Below are 25502 nucleotides of genomic sequence, written 5' to 3'. Positions count from 1 at the left end.
GCCGGGTCAGATCGCGAGGCCGAGCGCGAGTGCGATGACGCCGAGAGCGGGGATCACGCCCTGCTTCAGGGCGGCGGAGGCCTTGGAGCGGTCGGAGAGGATGAGCACGAGGCTGGCCGCGACCATGGAACCTGCTCCGGTGAAGACGAGGGCCGCGCCGACCGGGACGTTCCCGGCGATGACGAATGCGATGCCGATGAACACCGTGATCGCGAGGAAGAGGTTGTAGAAGCCCTGGTTGAAGGCGAGGGCCTTCTGCGTCTCGGCCTGCGCGACCGTTCCGGTGCCGAACGTCTTGCGGGCCCGCTCGCTCGTCCAGGCGATGGACTCGAGGTAGAAGATGAAAACGTGGATGAGCGCTGCGAGGCCCGCGAGCGCAAGACCGACGATGATCATGAGCTGTTCCCTTCCGGCGGTGGACACCGCAGTTTCTGTATCGCTTGGTTCAATATATACTGAACTGACCGATACACAAAAGGGGGCGCGGCGCATGGGCCGAACGCAGAGCTACGACCGCGACGACGTCGTTCGCGCGGCGCGGAGCGTCTTCTGGGAGCAGGGCTACGAAGGCGCGCCGTTGCCCGAGCTCGAGCGCGTCACCGGCCTGAACCGATCGAGCATCTATCACGCATTCGGCTCCAAGCGCGGCCTTTTCGACGCCGCGGTCGAGAGCTACCTCGACGAGATCATCCGGCCCCGACTGTCGCCTCTGACCGTCGATGAGGTCGCCCCGGGCGCCCTGGAGGAGTACCTCCTCGGCCTGCGAACCGCCCTCAAGCAGCCCGCTTCGCTTCCGGCGTCGAGCGGGTGCCTGCTCGTGAACACGGCAGCGGCGCCCATCGGGCGCGACGAAGCCGTCGCGCACGTGATCGCCGGGTACCGATCCGAATTGCGCTCAGCCTTCGGTCGCGGTGTCGCCGCCCGCCGCTCCGACCTCGACGGTGCTCAGGTCGCGACCCTGGCGGACGCGTGCACGGGGTTGGTCGTGTCGGCCTTCGCCCTCGCGCGCGTGGATGCCGCCGGTGCGGCGGACGCTGTCGGCACGGCGATCGCGCTCGTCACAGGGTCGCCGCAGTCCTGACAGCGGCGGGCGGGTCCGCAGGGCGTCGGCCGGTGATCCGCTTTACGCCCCTCCCTTGACTTTTGGCAAGCGTTCGCGCCGAGTTTCGGCCGAGACCTACGGTGAGCCCGTGGAGCACAGCGATCAGTACACCTTCGACAACCCGGTGACCCGATACGACCGGGTCGAGCCGCCCGTCCAGCACCAGCCCGAGCCGGGCATCCAGGCCAACATGCAGCCGGTTCCCGACCTCGGCGAGCAGACGTACCGCGGTTCGGGGCGCCTGTTCGGTCGCAAGGCCCTGATCACCGGCGGAGACTCCGGCATCGGCGGCGCCACCGCGATCGCCTTCGCCCGGGAGGGGGCCGACGTCGTGATCGTCCACCTGCCCGCCGAGCAGCGCGACGCCGACCGCATCCTCGGCCTCATCGCCGACGCCGGCGTGCGCGGGCATGCCATCGCCGCTGACATCTCGACGGCCGAGGCGTGCCGTGCGCTCGTCGCGGAGGCCGCCGACTTCCTCGGGGGCATCGACATCCTGGTCAACAATGCGGGAAAGCAGGTCGCGGTCGAACGGCTCGAAGATTTGACCGACGAGCAGTTCGCCGCGACCTTCCACACGAACGTCTTCGCGAACTTCTGGATCACGAAGGCGGCTCTGCCCCACCTCCCGGCGGGCGCCTCGATCATCAACACCGCCTCGCTGGAGGCGTACAAGCCGGCACCCGACCGGGTCGACTATGCCGCGACGAAGGCCGCGATCAACAATCTCTCGAAGGGGCTCGCACAGCAGCTCGCGCCCCGCGGCATCCGGGTCAACGTCGTCGCGCCCGGTCCGACGTGGTCGGCGCTCCAAGTGAGCGACGGCGTCTCGGACGACCAGATGCAGGCCTTCGACGACGAGAGCACCTACCAGCGCGCCGGCCAGCCCGCCGAGATCGCTCCCGCCTTCGTCTTCCTCGCCTCTGCCGAGTCGAGCTACGTCTCCGGCGAGACCCTCAACGTCAACGGGGGCATGGTCACCCCGTGAGCGACACCCCCTTCGCGGTCGTCTCGCTTCGCGGGGACGTACCGCAGCTCGACGACGCATCGGACGATTCCGTCGGCGCGTTCCGGCAGATCACGGTCGACCCGGCGCTCGGCGCCGACGCTCTGATCGAGGCCATCGCCGCTGCCGAGATCACCACGCCGTGGATCCTCGTGGCCGGCCACGACGATCACGGGCTCGCGGAGGATCTCGTCGAGCGGATTCTCGACGGCGCGCTCGGCGTCTTCGGTCTCGCCGGGCTCGTGGTCGAGGGGGCGGTGATCCCCGACGGCATCCGCGAGCACGAGGTGCCCGCGACCCTCGTGACGGAGGACGTCGCGGCGTCGGTGCGCGACCTCGCGGCCGACATCGCCGCGTGGGGGCCGCGCGTTCCCGAGGCGTGGGCGCAGGTCATCGCGTCGTCACGGACGGATACCGCCGTGCGCGCCACCCTCGCCCGACGTGCTCTCGTCGACGATCCGGCCTACCGTCCGACGGCCCTCACTCCCGCGCAGCTGGCGCTCCTGCGCGACGTTGCGCGCCGCATCATCCCGCAGGGCGCAGGAGCGACGATCGATCTCGCTGCCCGCCTCGACCGCATGATCGAAGCGGGGGAGAGCGACGGCTGGCGTCCCACCGGCATGTCGACCGATGCCGAGGCATACCGGGCAGGACTCGATGCACTGGCCGCCATCTGGATGCGCGGACCTGCCGCCCAGGATGCCGTCATCCGTCAGGTGATCGAGGGTGAAGCCCCCTCCGGCACGGTCCTCACCCCCGATCAGCTGAGCCTGTGGTTCGAGGACGCCCGTAACGACCTCGCCCGCGTCTGGCTGTCGCACCCGGCGTCGCTCGCACGTGTCGGCTACACCGGCTTCGCGACCGGCGGAACCGGGCCGGAGCCCGCCGGCTACCTCGTGCTGGCCGCGGGCGAGCGCGAGGAATGGGAACCCGAAGAGCTCGGACGCCTCGGCGCCGCGAAAGGACGCACCGCATGAACCTCTCCGGAATGCGCCGATACGACCTCGACGAGGTCGTGGATGTCGTCGTCGTCGGGACCGGAGCCGGCGGCGGGCCGTTGCTCAGCAGGCTCGCCGAGCGCGGACTGCGGGTCGTCGCGCTGGAGGCCGGACCGAACCTCGAGATGGACGAGTTCACCCCCGATGAGCGCGAGGCGACGCGCATCAACTGGATGTCCGACCGGTTCAGCGGCGGCGACACCCCCACAGCCTTCGGCCCGAACAACAGCGGCTGGGGCGTCGGCGGCGGGACGCTGCACTGGGGTGCGTTCACCCCGCGCCCGGACCGCCGCGACCTCTCGTTGCACAGCGAGACGGGGCAGGGCCACGACTGGCCGGTCGACTACGACGAACTCATCCGGTACATCGTCGAGGTCGAGCGGGTCATCGGCGTCAGCGGTCCCACTCCCTACCCGTGGGATCCGCAGCGCGAATACCTCGACGGTCCGACCCGCCGTAACGCGCCGGCCGATCTCGTGCTGCAGGGCTGCGAGCGTCTGGGGATCACCGCGACGGACGCTCCGGCCGCCATCATCACCAGCGATCGCGACCAGCCGCACTACGGCCTGCGTAAAGCGAGCATCGACGTCGGCGGCATCCATCAGGGCGACCGATTCGGGTACAAGGCGACGACAGCCATCACCTATCTGCCCGTCGCGGTCGCTCACGGAGCCGAGATCCGGCCGGACTCGATGGTGCACCGCATCGAGCAGGATGCCGCGGGCCGCGTAACGGGCGTCGTCTACCTGCACGAGGGCGTCGAGTACCGGCAGCGCTGCGCTGCTCTGGTTCTCGCGGGCGGGGGCATCGAGACACCGCGACTCCTGCTCAACACCGGGATCGCGAACTCAAGCGGACAAGTGGGGCGGAACTTCCTCGCCCATGGCGCCGTGCAGGTGTGGGGCCGGTTCGACGAGAGCGTCCGGGGCTACCGCGGCTATCCGTCTGCGGCGATCACGGAGGACTTCGTGCGGCCCGAGGGCGTCGATTTCGCGGGCGGCTACCTCATTCAGAGTCTCGGTGTCATGCCGCTGACGTACGCGACATCGCTCGTGCGCGGCGGTTCGCTCTGGGGACAGGACCTCATGGACGCCCTCGACGCCTGGCAGTTCTCCGCGGGCATCGGGATCAACGGTGAGTGCCTCCCGTCCGACGACAACCGGCTGATCCTCTCGGACGAGACCGACGAGTGGGGCATCCCGCGCGCGGAGATCAGCTTCTCGCCCGGGCCGAACGAGAAAGCGATCGACGACCACGCCGTGGGAATCATGACGCGGATCCTTGACGCTGCGGGCGCACGCGAGACGCGCGTCCTCGCGCGGACGGCCCACACGATGGGCACGTGTCGCATGAGCAGCGATCCCGGTGACGGCGTCGTCGATCCGGAGGGTCGGTCTCACGACATCCCCAACATGTGGATCTGCGACAACTCGACGTTCCCGAGCGCGCTGTCGGCGAATCCGGGACTGACGCAGATGGCGCTGTCACTGCGCACGGCGGATCGGCTGCTCGCCTCGGCCTGATCGGCGGGAAGACGGGGAAGGGCGGATGCCGCGTGCTGCGGCATCCGCCCTTCCCTCGTCCGTGCCGTGTTCGATCAGCTCTTCACGAGCTGCTTCTCGCGCTTGCGGGCGACGACGCGGCCCCGCACCGAGACGATCAGAACGAGCGCGAGGAGCGCGTAGAGCACGATCGTGATCGGACTCTGGACGAGCACGGAGAAGTCGCCGTTGGAGCTCATCGCCGCGTCGCGCAGGCTCGTCTCGGCCAGCGGCCCCAGCACCATGCCGATGATCAGCGGCGCGAGCGGGAAGTCGAGCGCGCGCATGAGGAACCCGAGCAGTCCGATGCCCAGCAGCATGAGCAGGTCGAACGTCGAGCCCGAGGTCGCGTAGATGCCCAGGCCGCAGAACACCGTGATCCCCGCGTAGAGGTACGGGCGCGGGATCAGCAGCAGCTTCGCCCACAGCATCGCGAACGGGAGGTTCAGGATGAGCAGCACGACCATCGCGATGAAGAAGCTCGCCAGCAGCGACCAGACGAGGTCGGGCGCCCGGTCGAACAGCAGCGGGCCGGGCTGCAGGCCGTACTGGCGGAAGGCGGCCAGCATGATCGCGGCCGTCGCCGAGATCGGCAGCCCGAGCGCGAGCAGCGCACCCATCGCCATACCCGTCGTGGAGTTGCCGGCGGCTTCCGGAGCGGCGAGACCACGGATGGCGCCCTTGCCGAACTGCGGGTTCTTGCGCCGCGCGTCGAGTCGCTTCTCCAGGCCGTAGGCGAGGAAGGTCGGGATCTCCGAACCGCCGGCGGGCACGACGCCGAACGGCAGACCGATCGCGGTGCCGCGTGCCCAGGCGGGTGCGGCTTCTTTCAGCTCGCGACGCGAGAGCCACGGCCGTCCCGTCGGCTTGATGAGCGCTTTGTTCGAGGTATGCCGTTCGAGGCAGGCGACGTAGATGACCTCGCCGAGGGCGAGGATCGCGACCGTCACCGTGACGAGGGAGATGCCGTCGAACAGGTTGGGGGAGTCCATCGTGAAGCGCGGAGCGCCCGACACGCCGTCGATGCCGATCACGGCGATGCCGAGGCCGATGAACAGAGCGGTGAGGCCCTTGACGACGTTGTCGGTGACGACCGACGACGTGGCCGCGAACGCGAAGACGGCGAGCGCGAAGAACTCGGCGGGGCCGAACCTGCTCGAGAAGTCCGCGAGGGCTGGAGCGACGAAGACCACGACGATCGACGCCATGAAGCCGCCGATGAACGCGCCGATGGCTGCCGTTGCGAGTGCCTGTGCCGCGCGTCCGTTCAAGGCCATCTTGTGGCCCTCGAAGGTCGACGCGATCGCCGAGGCCTGGCCGGGCGTGTTCATGAGGATGCCCATGGTCGAGTCGCCGAACAGGCCGCCGAAGTACACGCCCGCGAACATGATGAAGGCGGCCGTCGGGTCGAGCGAGAACGTGATCGGCAGCAGCAGGGCGACCGCCATCGAGGAGCCGAGGCCGGGAAGAACGCCGACGGCCGTGCCGAGGAGGCATCCCACGAGCACCCAGAGCAGGTTGGCGGGGGTCAGTGCGCCGGCGAAGCCCTCGCCGAGAAGCTGAAGCACATCCATGTCAGAACCCTCCGAGGATGCCGGAGGGGAGCGGCATCCCGAGCACCATGTCGAAACCGATGTAGGCGATCGAGCTCACCGTGAGCCCGACGACGAGTCCGCCGAGATGCCTCGTCGAGCCGAAGGCGCGCGCGACGCACCAGAAGAGGAGACCTGCCGCGATGATCCACCCCAGGACCTCGAGCAGGAAGGCGAAGCCGAGGAACGACAGGACGACCCACAGCAGCGAACGCACGTCCACCCGGACGGCCCGGGCGGGAGCGGAGCCGTCGGATTCGGCATCCGCTTCGTCGCCGCCGATGACGTCGGCGCTGACCGCTGCGATGTCGGGCTGTGCCGCGCTCGTCTCGCGCATCTCCTTCACCGCCGAGACCACGAGCGCCGCGGCGAAGATGTAGAGGCCTCCGGCGATGATGGCGGGGAAGAACTGCGGCCCGGGGAACACGGCGTTGGCCGGCACCTTCATCGTGAAGATGCCCACCACCAGATAGGTGGCGAAGGCGGCGATGATCACCGGCATCGTCAGCCCCTTGAGCAAGGCGGCGATGCCGGGGCCCGAGACGAGCCGCAAGCGATCGCCGACGACGGCCGAGGTCGCGGTCGGGTTCGGGGGGAACGTCATAGTCCCATCTCCTCGTACAGGTTCGTGATGCGCTCTTCCTCGTCGTCGAGGAAGGCGGTCAGCTCGTCTCCGGTGATGATCCGCTCGGTCCAGCGGTAGCGCTCGATCGCGTCCTGCCACTCCGGGGTGGCGACAGAGTCGAGCACGAGCTCGGTCAGAGCGGTCACGTCGGCCTCATCGAGCCCCGAGGGCGCCGCGAGCATGCGCCAGTTCGACAGCGAGATGTCGTAGCCCTGCTCAGCGGCGGTGGGGATGTCGATGCCGTCGATCGGTTCCTTCGCGACGAGCGCGAGCGCCCGCAGTCGGCCCGCCTCGATCTGATCGATGTTGTCGGGGTAGCCGCCGGCGGCCGCTTTCGCGGTGCCGTTGAGGAGCGCCTGGATGGCCTCACCACCGCCGTCGGACGAGATGTAGGTCGTGTCGACGGGGTCGATGCCTGCGGCGAGGGCCAGGTCGGTGACCACGAGCTGATCGAACGATCCGCCGCCCGTCCACGGAATCGACTTCGGGTTCTCGCGCCAGGCGTTCACGAGGTCGTCGAGAGTCTCGTACGGCGAGTCGGCCGGCACGACGATGACGTCGTACTCCTCGACGACGACCGCGAGCGGAGTCACGTCGCTGAGCTTGGCGGCTGAGTCGAACTGGATTGTCGCCGCAAGCAGCCCGGTGCCGCCGACGAGCATGTTGCCCGGCTGGCCGTCGAGCACCGAGACGTTGCCGAGCGCGATCGTCCCGCCCGCGCCCGGCATGTTCACCACCTGCACGTTGTTGACGAGGCCGTTGGCCTTCTGCGCCTGCTGCAGCTCACGAGCCACGCCGTCCCACCCGCCGCCCGCCGCTGCCGGGGCGATGATCGTCATCGAGGCATTGATCTCCTGGCCGGTGGCGGCCGAGGTGACCGAGCCGACCGCGGCGGTCGCAATGGCGGCCGCCGCGACGGCGCCCCCGATGATGCGGGCCGCGAGCGTGCGGCCGCGGTGCGCCGGGCGCGCGCCGGCGTCTGTCGCGCTATGCGTCATGATCACTCCATTCGCGCGGACATCGTCGTCTCCGCGAGATCGAATTAGGATGGCACTTCGCTGAGCCGCCCCCGAGCGTGGCGGGATTTGTTCTCATAGATGCGCACGGGCACGGCCCGACAGCGTCCGATCGCACGAGGAAGTGGACAGGATGCCGTTCACGGTGAGAGCGTCTGCCGCGCGCCTCGTGCTGCTCGTGCTCCCGTCGGTGGTGACCCTCGCGGCGTTGTCGGCCACGGTGGCCACAGCCCTCGCGGCGCAGGAACGGACGATCCGAGAGGCGACGACCGAACGCGTGCTCGAGGTGGCGTCGAGCCTCGCCGACCTTCCGGAGGTGCGCGAGGCCGTGACCGGAGCGATGAGCGCGGGGTCGCCGAGCGTGCTCGCCGACGCGGCCGATCTCGCGCCGGCGACCGCGATCCTGCAGCCGATCGCCGAGCTCGTGGGCGAGGCGGCCGGCGTCTACTACGTCGTCATCACCGACGACGAGGGTGTCCGGATCACCCACCCCCTCGCGTCCGAGCGCGGCGTGCAGGTCGAGACCGCCAACGCCTCCGTGCTCGCGGGCGAGACGTTCGTCGGCACGGAGGTCGGCGCCTCGGGGCCGTCGCTGCGCGCGAAGGTCCCGGTGCGCGGTTCGGACGGAACACCCATCGGGATGGTGGCTGTGGGGGTGCTCGAGTCCCAGATCGCCGGCGAGCTCGACGAGGCCGTCGGCGCCCTGCTGCCCTGGGCGATCGGTGCGCTCGTCATCGCGACGCTCGCGAGCTCGATCCTGACCGCCGCGGTCGAGCGCCGGTTCCGCCGGCTGGATGTCATCGCCGCGGAGCACGCGCAGATGCGGCGGACGGCGACGGCGCTGCGCGAGCAGTCGCACGAGTTCAGCACACGGCTGCACGTCATCCACGGCCTCCTGTCGCGCGGCGACACCGACGAGGCTCGCGGATACATCGAAGACATCGCGAGCGTGCGCCGCCCCCTCGGCACCGGCGACGACGGGGCCCGCGACGACCAGCCCGTGCTCGCCGCGATGATCCCGACCGTGCGTGCCGAGCTGCACGAGATCGGGGCTCGGGTGCGCTTCGACCTCGACCTCGGCGGGGACGTCGCCCCGGACATCGACGAGGGGATCGTGTCGGTGGTCTCGAACCTGTGCCGCAACGCGGCGGAGGCGGGCGCGGCGAATGTGATCTGCGAGCTGGGCCGCCGGGGGTCCCGCATCGTGGGCTCGGTCGACGACGACGGCCCGGGTGTCGAGCCGCGCGTCGCCCGCCGCATCTTCGCGCCCGGTTACTCCTCGAAGACCGACACGACGGGCCTCGGTCGAGGCTTAGGACTGGATGTCGTACGCCGAATCGTCACGGCCCGATCGGGCTCGGTCGAGGTCGGGAGATCGGCGCTCGGGGGAGCGCGATTCGCCTTCGAGCTGGAGGCTGCGCGATGACCGGACCGATCAGGGTCCTCGTCGTCGATGACGACCGCGGTGCGCGCGCCCTCCACGCGGGATTCGTCTCCGACACACCCGGATTCGTCGTCGTCGCCACCGCGGGTACCGGCGAGGCGGCTCTCGAGCACAGCCGGTCCGGGGTCGACCTGATCCTGCTCGATATGCGGCTGCCCGGCATCAGCGGCATCGAGGTGCTCCACCGGCTGCGCACGCTCGGCGACGACGGACCCGACGTGCTGGTCATCAGCTCGTCGCAGGATCAGACCACCGTGCGTCAGGCTCTCGCGGCGCGGGTCGTCGGCTACCTCGTCAAGCCCTTCACGCAGGCCGCGCTGAGCGAGCGACTCGAACGCTATGCCGCCGACCGCGAGCGGATCGTCAGCGGCGACCGTGACGCGCTTCTGGCTCAGGGCGAGATCGACCGGCTGCTGTCGACCGGCACCATCCGAACCGCGCCGGTCGCGGCATCCGGATCGCACCGGGGGGAGGGACGGATGACGGGCGGTGGTGACCACGCCGGCCTGCCGAAGGGCCTCGCTGCGCCGACGCTCGCGCAGGTCGTCGCCGCCCTCGACCCGGTCGTCGCGCTCACGGGAGCCGAGGTGGCCGCGGCCTGCGGCATCTCTCGCGCTACCGCGAACCGCTACCTGACGCACCTGGTCGACACCGGCGTCATCCATCTCTCGCATCGCTACGGCAAACGCGGCCGTCCGCAGGTGCTGTACCGGCTCGCCCCGTCGCCCGAGCGGTGAGCGTCGCCGCGTCGTCGGCGGCTTCGGCGTGCCACCGACGCGCGGGCGTAGCCTGAACGGATGAGTACGCCCGAGGTCTTGCGATACACCGCGTTCAGCACGCGACCCGAAGGTGGGAATCCCGCCGGCGTGGTGCTGGATGCCGGCGCACTCGATGCCAGCGCCATGCAGCGCATCGCTGCCGACGTCGACTACGCCGAGACGGCCTTCGTCACCGGCACGACCGCCGACGGTGCACGCTCGGTCCGCTACTTCTCGCCCATCGCCGAGGTTCCGTTCTGCGGCCATGCGACGGTGGCCACGGCGGTCGCGCTCGCCGCGCGGGGCCAGGTCGCCTCCGACGGTGCGGTTCGTTTCGACACCCCGGTCGGCGTCGTGTCGATCGCGGTCTCGCGCGACGACGACGGCATCCGCGCGTCCTTCACCAGCATCGAGCCGTCGGTCCGCGACCTCGACGACGCCGATCTCGAGGCGATTCTCGGTCTGCTCGGCCTCACGCGGGCTGACCTCGACCCCGAGCTGCCGCCGCGGCTCGCGAACACGGGCAACACGCATCCGGTCATCGTGCTGGCAGAGCAGAAGACCTTCGACGATTTCTCGTTCGACCCCGACACGGTTCGTGCGCTGCTCGACGACCGCGGGTGGCCCGCCACCATCACCGTTGCATTCCGCGCCGCATCCGATCGTTTCCAAGCGCGCAACCTCTTCCCCGTCGGTCGCATCACGGAGGACCCGGCGACGGGGTCGGCTGCGGCGTCGTTCGGGGCCTACCTGCGCTCGCTCGGGGCCGTCGACGCTCCCGCGGTCGTGGTCATCGAGCAGGGCGCACACGTCGGCCGACCGGGGGAGTTGACGGTCGAGATCCCCGTCTCAGGGGGCATCACGGTCTCGGGTCACGCCGTCGCCATCGTCTGACGACCTGCAGGGGCGCTTCACGTCACACGCGGTCGGTGCGGATGCGAGCCTTGCGGCCACCGAGCCACCAGACGAGCGGGCCGGCGATCGGGAAGACGAAGATCCCGATGATCCACAGCAGCTTGCCCCCGCCGGTGTAGCGAGGCGAGGCGAGGATCGAGATCAGGCTCGAGATGAACAGGATCGCGACGACGGCAGCGACCACGGCGGATACCACGGCGACCGACGTCGTCACCCCCGGCATCCACTCGCGAGGCAGCCACTCGTCTGAGACGACGAGGAATCGTGCGGTTTCGATCATGCTTCCAGCCTCGCCCCAGGCAGGGCTCGTGTCGTGAGCCTGTCGATGGTTCTCGGCTACGCCGGCAGGATGACGTTCAATCCGCGAAGAGAGTGATCAGCGAGATCGCCACGAACGCGATGAGCGGCAGCATCAGGATGCCGAGCGCGACGGCGTTGAGCACGAGGTGGTCGCGCAGCAGGGCGAGGTACTCGCGCAGCAACGCGCTCGGCCGGTAGTAGCGGGCGGTGCGCGCGCCGATCGCGTGGCCCGGCATGCCGAGGGTGCGCAGCAGCGTCGCGGCGCGGAACGCGTGATAGTCGCTCGTCACGGCGAGCACCGGGCCGGTGATGCCGCGTTCTGCGAGGATCGCGCGGGTCAGTGTGAGGTTCTCCTCGGTGGTGCGAGATGCACTTTCGACGAGCAGCCGATTCGCGGGCGCGCCGAGCTCGCCGGCGTACTCCGCCATCGCCGCCGCCTCGCTTCGCGGTTCGTCTGCGCCCTGGCCGCCCGAGACGACGAGCATCGCGCCGGAGGAGCGCTGCAGGGTCTCGACCCCGAGCGCCACGCGTTGGGCGAGCAGCGGCGGCACGCTCCCGTCTCGGCGCAGACCCGACCCGAGGGTGACGATCGCTGCCGGCGCGGGCGCGCGTCGCGCGAGGCGCGCGTACACCGCCGACCAGCAGAGGTAGGCGACGAACCCCATGCCGACGTAGCCGATCGGAGCGGCGAGCAGCAGAAGGATGACGGCGAGCTCGAACCATCCCGCCGTGACGGCGACGATGCCGAGCGCGAGGATGGCCAAGACGCCGACTCCGGCCAGGAGCGAGAGGCGGTTCGCCAGCGACCGTCCTTCGCGCTGGATCATCACCACGCCGTTGGCGAGCAGCGCGACGCCGAGTCCCACCGCTGCGAGCAGGGGGATGCTGAAGATCAGCACGAGCGAGACGACGCTGTTCCCGGGAACGGTCAGTGTCGCCAGGACGAGGCCGACGCCGAGGATGAAAACCGCCACCTCGGCCACGAGCGCACTCGCCGCGAGCGTCAGCAGGACGCCCGGCAGCAGTCGTCGCGGATCGCGGGCGGCGAGCAGGATGCCGAGCGCCGCGAAGAGGAGTGTGAAGAAGCCGGGCACGACCTCAGCCTAGAGAGCGTGCATGAGACGCCGGGTCCGACGCTGGTTCGTCGCCGACGGCGCCGGGCTGCCGCAGAGACCGCGCCATACGCCGCAGCGCCCGGAACGTCGTCAGCCTGTCGGTGTCATCGAGCCCTGCCAGCATCCGCAGTTCGACTCCGCGTACCGCCGCCGTCGCCGTCGCCAGTCGTTCACGCCCGCGCGCGGTGAGCTCCGTCGGCAGTGCCTTGCCGGCTGCAGGCGTGTTCGCACGCGTGACTTCGCCGTCTCGTTCCAGAGTCTGCAGCAGGACGTTCATGCTCTGTCGCGTGACGAACGTGCCCCGAGCGAGCTCGGAGTTCGACAGTCCGGGGCGCTGTGCGAGCAGCTCCAAGCACGAGTAGTGGGTGATGTTCATGCCGAGCGGGCGCAGCACGTCTTCCATCGCCGATCGAAGGGCGCTCGATACCTCCTTCACGAGGTACCCCATCGACGTCTCGAGGTCGATTCCGTCGCGATCTTGACTCATGTCAGTATTCTGACATAGTGGGATGTGTCAGATAACTGACATACGAAAGGAATCTGCTCATGCCTGTCACCGGACCCGACTTCATCTCCCTCCAAGTGCGCGATCTCGCGGCCGCCCACGCGTTCTACGAGCGGTTCCTCGGGCTCGAGCAATCGCCGCAGGGGCCGCCGCATGCCGTCGTCTTCTCCACCACGCCGATCGCGTTCGCCCTGCGGGACCCGATGCCCGGCGTCGACCTCGACGCGCTCGAGCAGCCCGGCCAGGGCGTCGCGCTGTGGCTCCATGCGACCGGTGTGCAGGATATCCACGATGAACTGCTCGCTGCCGGGCACCGAATCGTGTCTGAGCCTGTCGACGGACCGTTCGGGCTGACCTTCACCTTCGCCGACCCCGACGGGTACCACGTCACGCTTCACGACCGGGGCTGATCGGCTGTTAGGTTCGCTGGGTGCAGAGTCTGTGGCAGCGAATCGGAACGGCCTCCGCCGCAACCCCGTTCGGCGTCATCGTCATGCAGACGATCGTCTGGGTGGGGATGTCGGCGATCTGGATTCCGTGGGCGATCAACGGTGGCGACGTCATCCGCATCGTGCTTGCCGTCATCTCGCCATTTCTCGCGCTCTACTGGGTGGTGGCGCTGATTTTCGGCATCCGTCGGCGGCGAGCATCGCGGACGTCCCGCGATTGATCATCTCCGCGCAGGACTTCGCCGCATCCGCGTGACCGCATCCGGGATTTCCGCGCGGGGCCGTGACCTGCGCGTTCAGCCGCCGGCATCGGCGTCATCCGCCTGATCGCGGCGACGCGCGTCGGCCGCGACGCCCAGCACGATCCCGAGGGAGAGGCCGATCGCGCCGCCGAGCGCGATGTTGTCGAACGCGAGCATGCCGATGGCGCTGCCGAGCGGAAGGCCGAGCGCGATCCCGATCGCGACCCCGTTCACGCCGCCGCTCTTGCTCGCGCTATCGCTATCGCTATCGCCGGATGGCGGCTGGGTCATGGGATCCTCCGTCCATCGAGGAGAACGAGAAATGGCTCAGGCCTGGAGGTGCCTGAGCCATTTCTGCGATGGGATGCGGTCAGTTGGCGGCTCGGTAAGCCTCGATGATGGATGCCGGAACTCGGCCGCGCTCGTTGACGGTGTGACCGTTGGAGCGCGCCCATTCACGGACAGCCGTCAGGTCGAGGTCGCTCTTGTTCGCGCGAGACGACCGGGAACGCGAAGGGGTGTTCGCGCGGATCGAGCGGGCGACATCCACGAACGGTGCCAGCGCGTTGTAGAACTTCTCGGCGTTGTCGTCGGAGAGGTCGATCTCGTAAGCGCGTCCCTCGATGGAGAAGGTGATCTGCTTTCCTTCGCCGCTCTCGAGAACGGTTCCGTCGAGGTCGTCGATGAGCTGGGTAATTTGTTTGCGGGCCATGGCTGACATATTAACGGTTTGACGGCGTTCTGCATCACCACGTGACCACAGTATTTCGTGTCGTGGCTATCTGATGCTCAGGCCACCTGTGCGCGCGCATTGGGAACGCAATGAGTCATCTGAAGACCCGCCACGTCGCGAGGGCCGTTGTGCCCGAGATTGCGCAGTCGCTCGAGCTCGTCCCCGCTGAGCGTTTGCGACTGCAGAGGCGGCAGGTCCTTGATTTCCTCCAGCGTGATTCCCAAGCCCTCGCCGACGCGACGGCCGAGGTCGTCCTCCACCATGTAGAAGTGCCAGAGCATCCGCTCTTGGACGGGGCGAGCGGCCTGTCCGATCAGGTCGACGAAGTTCGCCACGAGGTCATTGCGCTCCCAGTCCTCCATCAGCAGGTACCGCTGTCCGGCCTGCGTGTAGTCGTTCGTCCGGGGGATTCGCTTGCGCGTCAGCCGCCCCACGATCTCCGGCCCCTGCTCGTCGTGGGTCGGGTACTGGGCTTCGCGGAGCCCGCCGGTGATGGACGGCTCGTAGTTGACGTGGGGATTCTCACCGCCGTTGTCGACGTGGTACGCCATCTGTCCATCGCGGAGGTTCGTCGCCACTGAGGCGTTCTTCGGAGAATTGACCGGCAGCTGCAGGTAATTCGGACCGACGCGGTAGCGCTGAGTGTCGGAGTACGAGAACGTGCGCCCTACCAGCATCTTGTCGTCGGAGAAGTCGAGGCCGTCGACGAGGACGCCGGTGCCGAACGAGATCTGCTCGTTCTCGGCGAAGAAGTTCGACACGTTCCGATTGAGCACCATCTTGCCGACCACGCGCGGCGGGAACTCGTTCTCGGGCCACACCTTCGTGTCGTCGAGCGGGTCGAAATCGAGCTCGGGGTGGTCGTGGTCGTCCATCATCTGCACCTGGAGCTCCCATTCGGGATACTCGCCGCGCTCGATCGCCTCGTACATATCGCGGGATGCGTGACCGAGATCACCGGCTTGCACGGCGGCGGCATCCGCTTCGGTCATCGAGCTGACGCCGACCGAGGGGATCCAGTGGTACTTGACCAGCTTCGTCTCGCCGTGCTCATTGACCCATTTGTAGGTGTTGACCCCGAAACCCTGCTGGGTGCGATAGTTCGCCGGGATGCCGCGGGGGCTGAAGAGGTTGACGAGCATGTGCATCGACTCCGGCGTCTGCGACATGAAGTCGAAGATGCGCGCCGGCTCCTGCCGGAAAGTGATCGGGTCGGGCTTGAGCGAGTGGATGACGTCGGGGAACTTGATCGCGTCACGGATGAAGAAGACACCGAGGTTATTGCCGACGAGATCCCAGTTGCCGTCTTCGGTGTAGAACTTCACGGCGAAGCCGCGCGGGTCGCGCGCCGCCTCCGACGAATCGCGTCCGCCGATGACGGTCGAGAACCGGACGGCGAGGTCGGTGCGCTTGCCCGGCTCCTGGAAGAGCTTCGCGCGCGTGAACTGCGAGATGGGCTCGTCGCCCCACATCCCGGTCGCCTCGAAGTAGCCGAAAGCGACGAAGCCGCGCGCGTGCACGACCCGCTCGGGGATGCGCTCGCGGTCGAAGTGGCTGATCTTCTCGAGGAAGTGGTAGTTCTCGAGCGTCGCCGGCCCGCGAGCTCCGACCGTCCGCTGATTCTGGTTGTCGTAGACGGGGTGTCCCTGTCGGGTCGTCAGCTCGGGACGGTCGTCGCCCTCAGCCGGGCCCTGGTTCGATACATCGGTCATCGCGTCCTCCGTATGGTTCGCATCGTCGTGGGGATGCGGCCGACGCTACGGGGGAGCGGATGCGGTCGGAAGGGGGTTGCGGGGGTGCCCCGATCGTCGACTCGTCACGAATCGCGGATTCTGGGCCTGCAGGCATGCGCAGGTCCTGGCGAATCGACCGAGGGGACTCCTGATGCGCGGGCGCGCCGGCGTGCTCGGGATAGACCGTTTTAGTTGGGGTTCGGGCCGGTGTATTGCACCTTGACATGTCTCGGACCAAACCGGTTTACTAGAGGTGCAGCATCCGACGCCACAACGAACGCGGCCCGCACGCGTGAATCATGGCAGGACGCGACTTCGAACTCGTTCCGGCGAGCAGAAGTCGTCGCCGATGACCGCATCGGGAGCCGCATCACAGTGAAGTTCCGTCGCTGACGCGGGCAGCGCCATACGAAGGAGTTAGCGCGCAATGAAGCGTTCCGTTGTCTCGGCCGCCGCACTCGTCGCCGTCGCCCTGCCGCTCACCGCCTGCGCAGGTGGCGGAACCGGTCCCGGCTCAGGCTCTGAGCTGACCGAAGGCCCGATCAAGATCTGGTACTCGACCAACGAGCAGGAGATCGCGTGGGCTGAGGCCGTCGTCGACGCGTGGAACGCCGAGAACCCCGACGCGCAGGTGACCGCCGAGGCCATCCCCTCGGGCAAGTCTTCCGAAGACGCGATCGCGGCCGCCATCACCGCGGGTAACACGCCGTGCCTCGTCTACAACACGGCGCCTGCTGCGGTACCCGCGTTCCAGAAGCAGGGCGGTCTGGTCAACATCTCGAAGACGTTCGACGACGGTGAGTCATTCATCACCGAGCGTTCGGGCGATGCCGCAGACGGATTCCGTTCGCCCGACGGTGACCTGTACCAGGTGCCCTGGAAGGCGAATCCGTTCATGCTCTACTACAACAAGACGGCCTTCGCCCAGGCCGGATTGGACGCCGAGAACCCGAGCCTGTCGACGTACGACGACGTGCTGGCCGCCGCGGCGGCGATCAAGACCGCGGGTTCGGCGGACTTCGCGCTGTACCCGCCGGCATCCGGTGATTACACGAACGCCCTGTTCGACTTCTACCCCTTCTTCCTGGCCAACTCGGGCGGTGAGCAGCTCGTGGCTGACGGGGCCGCGACGTTCACGAGCCCGGAGGGACTCGAGACGCTCGAGTTCTGGAAAACGCTCTACGCCGAGGGCTACTCGTCGGCCGAGGCCTACTCCGGCGACGCCTGGGCCGGCCCGTTCGCCGACGGCGTCGCGGCGATGGGTATCGCGGGGCCCTGGGGCGCCGCGCAGTTCGAGGGCAAGGTCGAGTTCGGAGTGGTGCCGCTGCCCACGGCCGACGGCATTGCGCTCGCGGAGACGTACACATTCGGCGACTCGAAGAACGTGGGCATCTACTCCTCGTGCGAGAACAAGCAGACCGCGTGGGACTTCACCCAGTTCTCGATGAACGCAGACAACGACCTGGCGCTGCTCGAGACGACGGGGCAGTTCCCGATCCGCACCGACCTGACCGAGGTCGCCGCCGACTATCTCGCCGGTGACCCGCTGCTCGCCACCTTCGCCGAAGAGGTGCCGCTGACGGTCGACGTGCCGAACATCGCGAACGCGTCGGAGATCTGGCAGACCTTCCGCGATGCCTGGGGCGCAGCGGTGCAGACCGGCAGCGCCGATCTCGACGAGACCATGCAGAGCGCAGCCGACACGATCGACCAGCTCGCCTCGCAGGGCTGATTCCCAGGCCGGGCGGAGGGTGTCCTCCGTCCGGCCTTTCCGTTCCGTCGACGGTGTTCATGCCGTCCTGCATCATCCCCATCTCCGCAGTGCTGCGTACCGACGCTCCGCTGCGCCCGTCAGGCCGAAGGAGCCGTCTTGAGATCTCTTACCGCGCTCGCCGCGACCATCACCGCCCTGGTGCTCGGCGTCGGCGCCCTCATCGCTCCGCCGGCGGCTGCTGCCACCCCCGACGACGACGTCGACACGATCGTCAGCCGCCTGCAGGACTACTACCTGGGGCAGGGCGATGACATCATCATCGCCAACGGCATCTACCTCGCGCGCGCGTCGGAGGCCCAGGAGTACGCCGCCTCGCAGAACGAGGACGGCTCGTGGGCAGACGTGAACTACGCCGACCGCACGAGCTCCGCGAACGGCTCGACGTGGTCCGCCTACATCGCCCTGTACCGCATGCTCGCGATGGCGCAGGCCTACCGGTCGCCCGACGCCCCCGGGTTCGAGGACCCTGAACTGATAGCAGCTCTCGATCGCGCCCTCCTGCACTGGGATCGGGTCGACCCCGGCAACCAGAACTGGTGGGAGACCGAGATCGGCGAGTCGATGGTGATGGGCCGCATAGCAGTCTTCGTGGGCGATGAGCTGTCGGGCGAGGCGTTCGACGCGGCGCAGGAGCACAACACCGGCAAGCTCGACCCCGTCGGCGCTAACGGTGCGTGGCGCACGACCAACTACCTCTTCGAGGCGGTGTCGACCCGCAACTTCGAGGACATCACCGCCGGCTTCGCCACGATGGTCGAGACGGTCGAAGTCGACGAGTCCGGTGACGTCAACGAAGCGGCGCAGCCCGATGCGAGCTTCTGGGCCCACGAGGCCCAGCTGTACAGCGAGGGCTACGGCATGGCCCTCTTCACCAACGTCGCGATATGGGCGGATGCTGCACGCGGGACGAGCCTCGGCTTCACCCGGGAGCAGCTCGACACGATCGCGTTCTACATCATCAACGGCACTCGATGGATGATCCGCGGCGAGGTCGGGATGCTGTATCTCGGCTACCGTCCGCCCAAGACGGTCGACGGTGTCACCGGTTACGCTGCCGAGTTCCTCGAGCCGCTTGATCAGATGGTGCGCACCGACGCTCTGTACGCCACCGCGTACCGCGATCTCGCGGCCAACATCCGCGGGGAGGCGGCCGGGAACGGAGTAACCGGAAACAAGTATTTCTGGCGCTCGGAGTTCTCCTCGCACCTGCGCGATGACTACGGCATCTTCACCCGCCTGAACTCCAGCCGCACCGTCGGAGCCGAGTACCGGTCGACGTTCCGCCCCGCAGTCGGCAACGAGGTGTACTGGAACTCCGCCGGCGCGACCGCGATCCAGGTGTCCGGTCGCGAGTACCTCGAGCTCGGGCCCGCCTTCGACTGGTTCCATTACCCGGGAGTGACCGCTCCCTACGTCAAGGAACAGACGCGCGGCACGAACGGGCGCGTCGGCAACGGCGGCAGCTTCACCGGCGGTGTCTCCGACGGCACGTACGGTGCGAGCGTGTACACGCTCGATCGTTCGTCGTCGAAGGCGAGTAAGAGCTATTACTACTTCGACGACGAGATGGTTGCTCTCGGCACCGGCATCCGGTCGACGTCGGACGGCGCCGTGCACACGGTTGTGAACCAGGCGTCCGCGAAGCCGAACGCCTCGGTGGGTGGCGAGACGATCGAGGCCGGCACGGCGGACCAGCCGCTCGACGGCGCCCGCTGGGCCTACAACGACCAGGTCGGCTACGTCGTGCCGGACGACGGCTCGCTGCGTGTCTCGCGCCAGCTGCAGAGCGGCAGCTGGGTGGGTGAAGACGTCGTCGAGCGAGACGCATTCACGCTCTACTTCGATCACGGCGTACGGCCGACGGATGCGAGCTACGAGTACACGGTCCTGCCGGCGGCCGGCCCCGGCGAGGTCGCCGCGTATGCCGCCGCCCCCGCAGTCGAAACGCTGCGCAACGACAGGTCGGTGCAGGCGGTGCGCCACGCAGGGCTCGAGCGCACGATGGCCACGTTCTACGAAGCGGGTGACCTTGATCTCGGCGACGGGCGCGTGCTGCGCGTCGACCAGCCCGCGATCGTCATCCTCGACGAGTCGGGCGACTCTCCGGTCGTCAGCCTCGCAAACCCTGATAAGCCGGCGCTCCTGGTGCGGGTAGACCTCATCGGGGCGGAGAAGAGCCAGCGCGGCACGTTTGCGCTCGGTTCGGGCGCCTATCTGAGACAGACGGTGACCGCGCCGCTGACCGATTCCGAGGGCGGCGCTGCGTCGCCATTCTCCGCCAGCAGCACGGCGGCCGGGTCCGACGCCGCGTTCGCGGGCGATGGTGACGCCGGCACCGCGTGGCGATCGAGCGAGGCCGGTGTGCAGTGGCTCACCGCCGATGTCGGCGTCGGGTCGTTCGTCACAGGGGCCACGATCGAGTGGGAGGATGCCGCGGCCGAGCGCTACCTGCTGCAGACATCTCTCGACGGCCGCACCTGGGTCGATCAGCGGGTCGTGCAGGACGGCGACGGTGGTACGGATTCGGTCGAGTTCGCGCCGCAGGCGGCCACCTACGTGCGCCTGCTGATGCTCGAAAGCGTCGGCGACGGGTCGTACGGAGTCGCGGAGTTCGAGGTCAGCTCGACGCGCAACATCGCCCTCGGCCGGTCGGTGACCGCGTCGGGAGGCAGCGCGATCGGCAGCATCACCGACGGCAACATGGCCACCCGGTGGAGCTCGAACCTGTCGGACACCGCATGGACGCAGGTCGACCTGGGGTCGGTGCAGCCGATCGGAGCGGTGCGGCTCTGGTGGGAAGCGTCGTACGCGACCCGCTACCGCATCCAGGTCTCCGATGACGCCGCGTCGTGGCGTGATGTCTACACCACCCCGGAAGCCGGCAGCGACGGGGGCGTCGACGTGCTCGAGATCGACGCAGACGCCCGGTACGTCCGGATGCAGGCGTCGGCACGCAGTGCCTCGCAATACGGCGTTTCGCTGTGGGAGTTCGAGGTGTTCCCCGATGACCTGATCGTCTCGGCGAACGCAGCGCCCGCGGGGCGCGAGAATCTCGCCCTCGGCAAGGACACGACAGCCGACTCGCAGTTCAGCGATGCGCTCGCCGCTCAGTACGCGACCGACGGCAACACGACGACCCGGTGGGCGTCGCAGCGACAGAACGCGCCGTATACGACTCCGCGCTGGCTGCAGGTCGACCTGGGTGCTGAGCGCACGGTCAACCAGGCGGTCATCACGTGGGAGGCGGCGACGTCTAACGACTACCGTGTGCAGGGATCGATCGACGGCGCGACGTGGAGCGAGCTCGCGCGGGTGCAGAAGACTTCGGCCGAGCTGCGCAACGTCGTCGATTTCGCCGACACCGAAGTGCGCTACGTGCGCGTCGAGGGGCTGCCCGTCACTCGTTACGGCATGTCGATCTTCGAGCTCGAGCTGTACGGCGGGTACAACTTCGCGTCGCTGTCCGAGTCGGTGACCGCCGAGGCGGACAGCACCGCGGTGGTCGCGGCATCCATCACCCCGCTCGACGACGACGACACGTTCTCGGCGTACCCGCTCGACGCTGCGGTCGCGACCGTCGACGGCGACGCCCGCGTGACGGCCGACGGCCGGATCGAGTTCGACCTGGCAACGGGCCGGTCGGGGTCGACGCCGGTGCTGCTGCTGCACGCCAACGGCGACGAGCCGGTCTGGTCGAGCGTGAGCATCGCCATCTCGACCGCGGAGCTTCAGACGCTGGTCGAGCGGGCGAACGCGCTCGACAGCACGCAGTACACCGCCGAGAGCTGGCAATCGCTGCTTCCGGCCCTCGAGGCCGCGAAGGCGGTGCTGCGGGCGCCCGCGGGCATCTCGCAGCAGACGGCGGATGCTCGGGCCGCGGCGCTCCGTGCGGCGATCGATGGGCTGCTCGTCCATGAAGCACCCGCGACCCCGACGCTGTCGGTGTCGGGCGAGGTGGGGGCCGGGTCGCCGATCAGCGTCGTCGGCACCGGGTTCGAAGGCGGCGCCGAGTACATGGTGCAGCTACGTTCGACGCCTGTCGACCTGGGGGCAGTCATCGCGGATGCCGACGGGGCGTTCGAGCTGAGGGCGACGGTGCCTGCCGATGTCGCACCGGGGGAGCACACGCTCGTCGCGATGCAGGGCGAGACGGATGTCGCGTCGCTGGTGGTCACGGTCGCCGCTGCGCCCTCGGATGGCGGCACGGGCGGTGGCTCGGACGGCGGCGCAGGCGGCGGTTCGGGTGGCGACCCCGCCGGCCCGCCGTCCGCCGGGGACCCCGACCGCGACGGTGAGCTGTCGGCTACGGGCGGGCAGATCGCGGGCGTCATGTGGGCGATCGGCATCGCCGGGGCGCTGCTGGTAGCGGGAGCCGCCGCGGTGCGCGGCGCTCGTCGAAACCGCGCCTGAACCCGGAGCGACAGTGCGGCCGGAGCCCTGCGGGGTACCGGCCGCACTCGTCTGTGCGACCCGCAGGTGCCCGAGTGCGCACACGACGGAACCCCCTCCCGATGGAAGGGGGTTCCGTCGTGCGCGGCTCGGTTCGCGGTGCGGATCAGTCGGTCGTGCGCCGCAGCTCTGCGACGCCGATCGACGAGTCGGCCATGCCGTAGAACACGAAGTCGCGCCCGCCGATGGTCTCGATGGCCGTCGGGAAGACGACGTTGCCGAGCGTGCCCGACACCTCTTCTGCGACCTCGGGCGCGAGCAGCGGCTCGGACGAGCGCGCGATGATCCGGCGTGGGTCCGCCGCGTCGAGGATGATGGCGCCCGCGGCGTACTTCGAGCCGTGTGCGAGCTCGAACCCCTTCGGCTGCGCGCCCGAGACGCCGTGGTGCAGCAGCAGCCAGCCTTCGGGAACGCGGAGCGGGGAGGGGCCGGCGCCGATCTTCGCGCTCTCGTACCACGCCTTTGGCGCGACGATCATCTCGGACTTCTCGATGTGCGTGAGCGCCGACAGGTCGCGTGTCGCAGCCTCGAGGTCGATGTACCCGATCCAGATCGAGGGGCGGTCGTCGTCGATGCCCGCCGGAGGGCGCGCTCCTTCGCCGTCGCGCAACCAATCGAGGTCCCACATGGGGCGGTGCAGCACCGCGAGGCTCGGGCGGCCATCGGGGCCCGGAACGGCGTCCGGGAAGAACACGATGTCTTTATTGGGAAACAGGTTCAGGTCTGAGTCGAGTTCGGGCTGGTACGCGAATCGCACGGGTCCGAGTCGACGCCACGTGACGGTGTCGGTCGACACGGCCATGGCCGACTTCGGACCGAGCGGGCCGTAGGCGACGTAGGTCATCACGTGCAGACCGAGCGGCTCCACGAACGTGATGCGCGGGTCCTCGACGCCGGCGTTGCTCGCGCCGTACTCCCATCCCTCGTCGGGCGAGAGCACGACGCCGAGGCGCTCGACCGCGACCGGCTCGCCGTCGTCGACGACGACGCGGGCGCGCGCGATGCGCGACACGTTGCCCTCGGCGACGATGCGCGGGTAGAGGTACAGCTCTCCATCGGGGCCCCAGGCGGTGCCGGGGTTGAGCACGCCTTCGACTTCGAACGGATCGTTCACGTCGGAGGTCATGATCGTGCCGATCCGGCGCAGCGCGTACGGCACGTCGGTCATCGATTCCACGGGGGAATGAGTGGTCATCGTGTGTCTTTCATTCGGAGGGACGGGCTGCGTCAGCCCTTGACGGCGGACCCGAGGTTCGCCGAGGTGAAATGGCGCTGGAAGAGCAGGAACAGCACGACGACCGGCACGGCCAGTACGCAGGCTCCGGCGAGTACGGCACCCATCGGGTTGGCGAGGAAGGTGCCGTTGGACTGCGAGAAGTTGGCCAGGCTCACGGCGAGGGTCTGCAGGTCGGCGTTCTTGGTGACCAGGAAGGGCCACAGGAACTCGTTCCACGGCCCGATGAAGGTCACGAGCATGGCGGTCAGCACTGCGGGGCGCACGAGGGGCACCGCGATCGAGCGCAGGATGCGCATCTCGCTCGCCCCGTCGATGCGAGCGGCGTCGAAGATCTCTTTCGGGATCTGCAGGAAATACTGGCGGAAGATCAGAACCGCGACCGAGTTGATCGCGAACGGCAAGATCATGCCGATGTAGTTGTCGGCGAGGTTGAAGTAGCGCACGACCATGACGTAAAGCGGGATCATCAGCAGCTGGAAAGGGATCGCCTGCACCAGCAGCACGAGGGCGAACACGAGGCCTTGACCGCGGAACTGGAGGATCGACAGCGCATAGCCGACGAGCAGGCCGAACACGAGGGTGCAGCCGACGACACCGGCCGTCATGATCAGCGAGTTGCCGAGCGAGCGCAGCAGATTGATCGACTCGTTGACCTCGGTGAAGTTGTCGAGCGTCAGGTTGCCCGGAAGCGGGAGCAGGCCGAACAGGCTGGTGTCGCGTTCGCGCTGCAGCGCCCCGATGACCATGTAGTAGAAGGGGACGAGCGCGGCGAGGGCGCCGACGCCGAGCGCGCCGAAGCGGAGCGCGGCGAGGACACGCGTACCGCCGGGCTTTCCGGCGCGCGTCCTTCGTGCGTCTGTGGGAAGGGAAGCCTCGGTGGTCATCAGTTCTTCCTCTCCGTCAGGCGTCGCGACACGAGCGACACGAGCATCACGGCCACGACGAGGATCATGCCGATCGCGGCGGCGATGTCGGGCTGCCCCTGCTGGATGCCCTTCTGGTACATGAGCAGAGCCGGTGTCAGCGAGGCGCCGTTGGGCCCACCGCCGGTGAGCAGGTACGGCTCGGTGAAGATCTGGCCGGTCGTGATGATCGACAGCAGAATGACCAGTGACGTCACCGGAGCCACTCCCGGCAGGGTGACCGAGCGGAAGCGCTGCCAGCGGCCGGCACCGTCGAGCTGCGCGGCCTCGTACTGCTCTTCGGGCACGTTCTGCAGTGCGGCCAGATAGAGCAGGATGTAGAAGCCGAGGTTCTTCCACGTCACGTACACCGCGATCAGCGGCATGATGATCGTCGGATTCGCGAGCCATGTCGGGTCGGGAGAGAGGCTGCCGAGTAGCGCGTTCACGACGCCGTTGCCGTTGAACAAGAAGATCCACACCGCGATCGTCGCGACCGACGCGGTGACGTAGGGGATGTAGTAGGCGACGCGGAAGAAACCCTTCCAGTGCACGACGGCGTTGAGGCCGCTCGAGAGCAGCAGACCGAGCACGACCGTCAGCGGCACGTTGATGACGAGGAAGATCAGCAGGTTCAGGAACGCTTGCCGCACCTGGCTGTCGGCGAGCACCGTGGCGAAGTTGTCGAATCCGACGAACGGATGCGGGACCGCGACGCCGGGGGCGGTGAAGAAGAACTCGTGGAACGACATCCAGATGCCGAAACAGAACGGCACGAGGAAGACGACGACGACGAAGGCGACATAGGGGCTGCTCAACAGCAGGCCGATCGGATTCTCGCCGAGCCAGCGATGCACTCGTCGCTTCCGTCGCGGTGTTGCGGTCGTCCGGGGCGAGACGACGCCGGTCGGATCGGAGACCCTGTCTGCTACGCGCGTCATCGCGGCACTCCTCATTCTCGAGTCGCGTGCGCCGTCGGTATTGGGTGGACGGCAGGCATCCCGACGATGGTAGTAAACCGGTTTGTCTCCCGTAGGTCAACTCCCGGGCGCGAACGCGTCGCCGC

24 protein-coding genes are annotated in these 25502 nt (G+C 68.5%); 11 read left to right on the top strand and 13 right to left on the bottom strand.

Annotation, left to right across the window (positions count from 1 at the left end):
• Positions 1-6: 6 nt before the first annotated feature.
• Positions 7-396 carry a DUF1304 domain-containing protein gene (locus P6897_RS11135; protein ID WP_274179031.1) on the bottom strand — a complete coding sequence of 130 codons (390 nt, stop codon included), beginning with the start codon at positions 394-396 and terminating at the stop codon, positions 7-9.
• Between the two features lie 94 nt (positions 397-490).
• Here P6897_RS11135 and P6897_RS11130 point away from each other — a divergent pair, with 94 nt between their 5' ends.
• The 4 genes from P6897_RS11130 to P6897_RS11115 all read left to right on the top strand — a co-directional run bounded on the left by P6897_RS11130 (position 491) and on the right by P6897_RS11115 (position 4629).
• Positions 491-1081: a TetR/AcrR family transcriptional regulator gene (locus P6897_RS11130; protein ID WP_274178707.1), complete on the top strand. Its 591-nt coding sequence runs from the start codon at positions 491-493 to the stop codon at positions 1079-1081.
• A gap of 109 nt (positions 1082-1190) precedes the next feature.
• Complete coding sequence (locus P6897_RS11125; protein WP_274178706.1) at positions 1191-2090, top strand: SDR family oxidoreductase; 900 nt, start codon at positions 1191-1193, stop codon at positions 2088-2090.
• The gene (locus P6897_RS11120; RefSeq protein WP_282501247.1) at positions 2087-3085 is read left to right on the top strand and encodes a gluconate 2-dehydrogenase subunit 3 family protein; all 999 of its coding nucleotides are present in this window, start codon (positions 2087-2089) and stop codon (positions 3083-3085) included. The genes P6897_RS11125 and P6897_RS11120 overlap by 4 nt, the downstream gene beginning before the upstream one ends.
• Positions 3082-4629 carry a GMC family oxidoreductase gene (locus P6897_RS11115; protein WP_282501246.1) on the top strand — a complete coding sequence of 516 codons (1548 nt, stop codon included), beginning with the start codon at positions 3082-3084 and terminating at the stop codon, positions 4627-4629. Before P6897_RS11120 ends, P6897_RS11115 begins: the two co-directional genes overlap by 4 nt.
• Before the next feature lie 74 nt (positions 4630-4703).
• Here the strand turns inward: P6897_RS11115 and P6897_RS11110 are convergent, their stop codons facing one another.
• Genes P6897_RS11110 through P6897_RS11100 form a run of 3 tightly spaced genes read right to left on the bottom strand, consistent with a single transcriptional unit; the run spans position 4704 to position 7862 of the window.
• Positions 4704-6221, bottom strand: coding sequence for a tripartite tricarboxylate transporter permease (locus P6897_RS11110; RefSeq protein WP_282501245.1), 1518 nt, complete (start codon positions 6219-6221; stop codon positions 4704-4706).
• 1 nt (position 6222) lies between these two features.
• The gene (locus tag P6897_RS11105; protein WP_274178702.1) at positions 6223-6843 is read right to left on the bottom strand and encodes a tripartite tricarboxylate transporter TctB family protein; all 621 of its coding nucleotides are present in this window, start codon (positions 6841-6843) and stop codon (positions 6223-6225) included.
• The gene (locus P6897_RS11100; RefSeq protein WP_282501244.1) at positions 6840-7862 is read right to left on the bottom strand and encodes a tripartite tricarboxylate transporter substrate-binding protein; all 1023 of its coding nucleotides are present in this window, start codon (positions 7860-7862) and stop codon (positions 6840-6842) included. The genes P6897_RS11105 and P6897_RS11100 overlap by 4 nt, the downstream gene beginning before the upstream one ends.
• Before the next feature lie 163 nt (positions 7863-8025).
• Here P6897_RS11100 and P6897_RS11095 point away from each other — a divergent pair, with 163 nt between their 5' ends.
• Genes P6897_RS11095 through P6897_RS11085 form a run of 3 tightly spaced genes read left to right on the top strand, consistent with a single transcriptional unit; the run spans position 8026 to position 10976 of the window.
• Complete coding sequence (locus P6897_RS11095) at positions 8026-9306, top strand: ATP-binding protein (protein ID WP_282501243.1); 1281 nt, start codon at positions 8026-8028, stop codon at positions 9304-9306.
• Positions 9303-10061, top strand: coding sequence for a response regulator (locus P6897_RS11090; protein WP_112617160.1), 759 nt, complete (start codon positions 9303-9305; stop codon positions 10059-10061). Before P6897_RS11095 ends, P6897_RS11090 begins: the two co-directional genes overlap by 4 nt.
• Before the next feature lie 60 nt (positions 10062-10121).
• Positions 10122-10976 (top strand): PhzF family phenazine biosynthesis protein, encoded by an 855-nt coding sequence (locus tag P6897_RS11085; protein ID WP_282501242.1) that lies wholly within the window; start codon positions 10122-10124, stop codon positions 10974-10976.
• Between the two features lie 22 nt (positions 10977-10998).
• On the opposite strand, the gene P6897_RS11080 is transcribed toward P6897_RS11085, so the two are convergent.
• From P6897_RS11080 to P6897_RS11070, 3 genes are all read right to left on the bottom strand, one after another.
• The gene (locus P6897_RS11080; protein WP_282501241.1) at positions 10999-11277 is read right to left on the bottom strand and encodes a PLDc N-terminal domain-containing protein; all 279 of its coding nucleotides are present in this window, start codon (positions 11275-11277) and stop codon (positions 10999-11001) included.
• 76 nt (positions 11278-11353) lie between these two features.
• The gene (locus tag P6897_RS11075) at positions 11354-12391 is read right to left on the bottom strand and encodes a YdcF family protein (RefSeq protein ID WP_282501240.1); all 1038 of its coding nucleotides are present in this window, start codon (positions 12389-12391) and stop codon (positions 11354-11356) included.
• 4 nt (positions 12392-12395) lie between these two features.
• On the bottom strand, positions 12396-12899 hold the full coding sequence (locus P6897_RS11070; RefSeq protein ID WP_274178696.1) for a MarR family transcriptional regulator: 504 nt from the start codon (positions 12897-12899) through the stop codon (positions 12396-12398).
• 59 nt (positions 12900-12958) lie between these two features.
• Here P6897_RS11070 and P6897_RS11065 point away from each other — a divergent pair, with 59 nt between their 5' ends.
• Together P6897_RS11065 and P6897_RS11060 are read left to right on the top strand one after the other, a co-directional pair.
• Entirely contained in the window at positions 12959-13327 is a 369-nt protein-coding gene (locus P6897_RS11065) for a VOC family protein (protein ID WP_114588374.1), read from the top strand.
• Positions 13328-13347: 20 nt separating this feature from the next.
• Entirely contained in the window at positions 13348-13587 is a 240-nt protein-coding gene (locus P6897_RS11060; RefSeq protein ID WP_274178694.1) for a hypothetical protein, read from the top strand.
• Between the two features lie 75 nt (positions 13588-13662).
• On the opposite strand, the gene P6897_RS11055 is transcribed toward P6897_RS11060, so the two are convergent.
• The 3 genes from P6897_RS11055 to P6897_RS11045 form a co-directional block, all read right to left on the bottom strand.
• Positions 13663-13899: a hypothetical protein gene (locus tag P6897_RS11055; RefSeq protein ID WP_282501239.1), complete on the bottom strand. Its 237-nt coding sequence runs from the start codon at positions 13897-13899 to the stop codon at positions 13663-13665.
• Positions 13900-13978: 79 nt separating this feature from the next.
• Positions 13979-14320 carry an Lsr2 family protein gene (locus P6897_RS11050; protein ID WP_282501238.1) on the bottom strand — a complete coding sequence of 114 codons (342 nt, stop codon included), beginning with the start codon at positions 14318-14320 and terminating at the stop codon, positions 13979-13981.
• A gap of 77 nt (positions 14321-14397) precedes the next feature.
• Complete coding sequence (locus P6897_RS11045; RefSeq protein ID WP_282501237.1) at positions 14398-16053, bottom strand: catalase; 1656 nt, start codon at positions 16051-16053, stop codon at positions 14398-14400.
• A gap of 448 nt (positions 16054-16501) precedes the next feature.
• Between P6897_RS11045 and P6897_RS11040 the strand changes: the two genes are divergently transcribed.
• The gene (locus tag P6897_RS11040) at positions 16502-17806 is read left to right on the top strand and encodes a sugar ABC transporter substrate-binding protein (RefSeq protein WP_282501236.1); all 1305 of its coding nucleotides are present in this window, start codon (positions 16502-16504) and stop codon (positions 17804-17806) included.
• 138 nt (positions 17807-17944) lie between these two features.
• Entirely contained in the window at positions 17945-22258 is a 4314-nt protein-coding gene (locus P6897_RS11035) for a discoidin domain-containing protein (protein ID WP_282501235.1), read from the top strand.
• 145 nt (positions 22259-22403) lie between these two features.
• Here P6897_RS11035 and P6897_RS11030 read toward each other — a convergent pair whose 3' ends face one another.
• The 3 genes from P6897_RS11030 to P6897_RS11020 are packed head-to-tail and all read right to left on the bottom strand — an operon-like array spanning position 22404 to position 25377.
• Positions 22404-23492: a glycosidase gene (locus P6897_RS11030; protein ID WP_274178689.1), complete on the bottom strand. Its 1089-nt coding sequence runs from the start codon at positions 23490-23492 to the stop codon at positions 22404-22406.
• A 32-nt stretch (positions 23493-23524) separates the two neighbouring features.
• Positions 23525-24418: a carbohydrate ABC transporter permease gene (locus P6897_RS11025; protein ID WP_274178688.1), complete on the bottom strand. Its 894-nt coding sequence runs from the start codon at positions 24416-24418 to the stop codon at positions 23525-23527.
• Positions 24418-25377: a sugar ABC transporter permease gene (locus P6897_RS11020; protein ID WP_274178687.1), complete on the bottom strand. Its 960-nt coding sequence runs from the start codon at positions 25375-25377 to the stop codon at positions 24418-24420. The genes P6897_RS11025 and P6897_RS11020 overlap by 1 nt, the downstream gene beginning before the upstream one ends.
• Between the last annotated feature and the right edge of the window lie 125 nt (positions 25378-25502).

The sequence above is a fragment of the Microbacterium sp. BDGP8 genome, assembly GCF_029991045.1.
Classification (GTDB): domain Bacteria; phylum Actinomycetota; class Actinomycetes; order Actinomycetales; family Microbacteriaceae; genus Microbacterium; species Microbacterium plantarum.
Note: the sequence above shows the minus strand (reverse complement) of the source record. Positions and strands in the feature narration are given on the sequence as shown.

Excerpts from the sequence above, each read along its gene's own strand:
- P6897_RS11135 (WP_274179031.1), bottom strand. The coding sequence starts at position 396 with ATGATCATCGTCGGTCTTGCGCTCGCGGGCCTCGCAGCGCTCATCCAC.
- P6897_RS11130 (WP_274178707.1), top strand. The coding sequence starts at position 491 with ATGGGCCGAACGCAGAGCTACGACCGCGACGACGTCGTTCGCGCGGCG.
- P6897_RS11115 (WP_282501246.1), top strand. The coding sequence starts at position 3,082 with ATGAACCTCTCCGGAATGCGCCGATACGACCTCGACGAGGTCGTGGAT.
- P6897_RS11110 (WP_282501245.1), bottom strand. The coding sequence starts at position 6,221 with ATGGATGTGCTTCAGCTTCTCGGCGAGGGCTTCGCCGGCGCACTGACC.
- P6897_RS11105 (WP_274178702.1), bottom strand. The coding sequence starts at position 6,843 with ATGACGTTCCCCCCGAACCCGACCGCGACCTCGGCCGTCGTCGGCGAT.
- P6897_RS11100 (WP_282501244.1), bottom strand. The coding sequence starts at position 7,862 with ATGACGCATAGCGCGACAGACGCCGGCGCGCGCCCGGCGCACCGCGGC.
- P6897_RS11090 (WP_112617160.1), top strand. The coding sequence starts at position 9,303 with ATGACCGGACCGATCAGGGTCCTCGTCGTCGATGACGACCGCGGTGCG.
- P6897_RS11085 (WP_282501242.1), top strand. The coding sequence starts at position 10,122 with ATGAGTACGCCCGAGGTCTTGCGATACACCGCGTTCAGCACGCGACCC.
- P6897_RS11080 (WP_282501241.1), bottom strand. The coding sequence starts at position 11,277 with ATGATCGAAACCGCACGATTCCTCGTCGTCTCAGACGAGTGGCTGCCT.
- P6897_RS11070 (WP_274178696.1), bottom strand. The coding sequence starts at position 12,899 with ATGAGTCAAGATCGCGACGGAATCGACCTCGAGACGTCGATGGGGTAC.
- P6897_RS11065 (WP_114588374.1), top strand. The coding sequence starts at position 12,959 with ATGCCTGTCACCGGACCCGACTTCATCTCCCTCCAAGTGCGCGATCTC.
- P6897_RS11055 (WP_282501239.1), bottom strand. The coding sequence starts at position 13,899 with ATGACCCAGCCGCCATCCGGCGATAGCGATAGCGATAGCGCGAGCAAG.
- P6897_RS11050 (WP_282501238.1), bottom strand. The coding sequence starts at position 14,320 with ATGGCCCGCAAACAAATTACCCAGCTCATCGACGACCTCGACGGAACC.
- P6897_RS11045 (WP_282501237.1), bottom strand. The coding sequence starts at position 16,053 with ATGACCGATGTATCGAACCAGGGCCCGGCTGAGGGCGACGACCGTCCC.
- P6897_RS11040 (WP_282501236.1), top strand. The coding sequence starts at position 16,502 with ATGAAGCGTTCCGTTGTCTCGGCCGCCGCACTCGTCGCCGTCGCCCTG.
- P6897_RS11030 (WP_274178689.1), bottom strand. The coding sequence starts at position 23,492 with ATGACCACTCATTCCCCCGTGGAATCGATGACCGACGTGCCGTACGCG.
- P6897_RS11025 (WP_274178688.1), bottom strand. The coding sequence starts at position 24,418 with ATGACCACCGAGGCTTCCCTTCCCACAGACGCACGAAGGACGCGCGCC.
- P6897_RS11020 (WP_274178687.1), bottom strand. The coding sequence starts at position 25,377 with ATGACGCGCGTAGCAGACAGGGTCTCCGATCCGACCGGCGTCGTCTCG.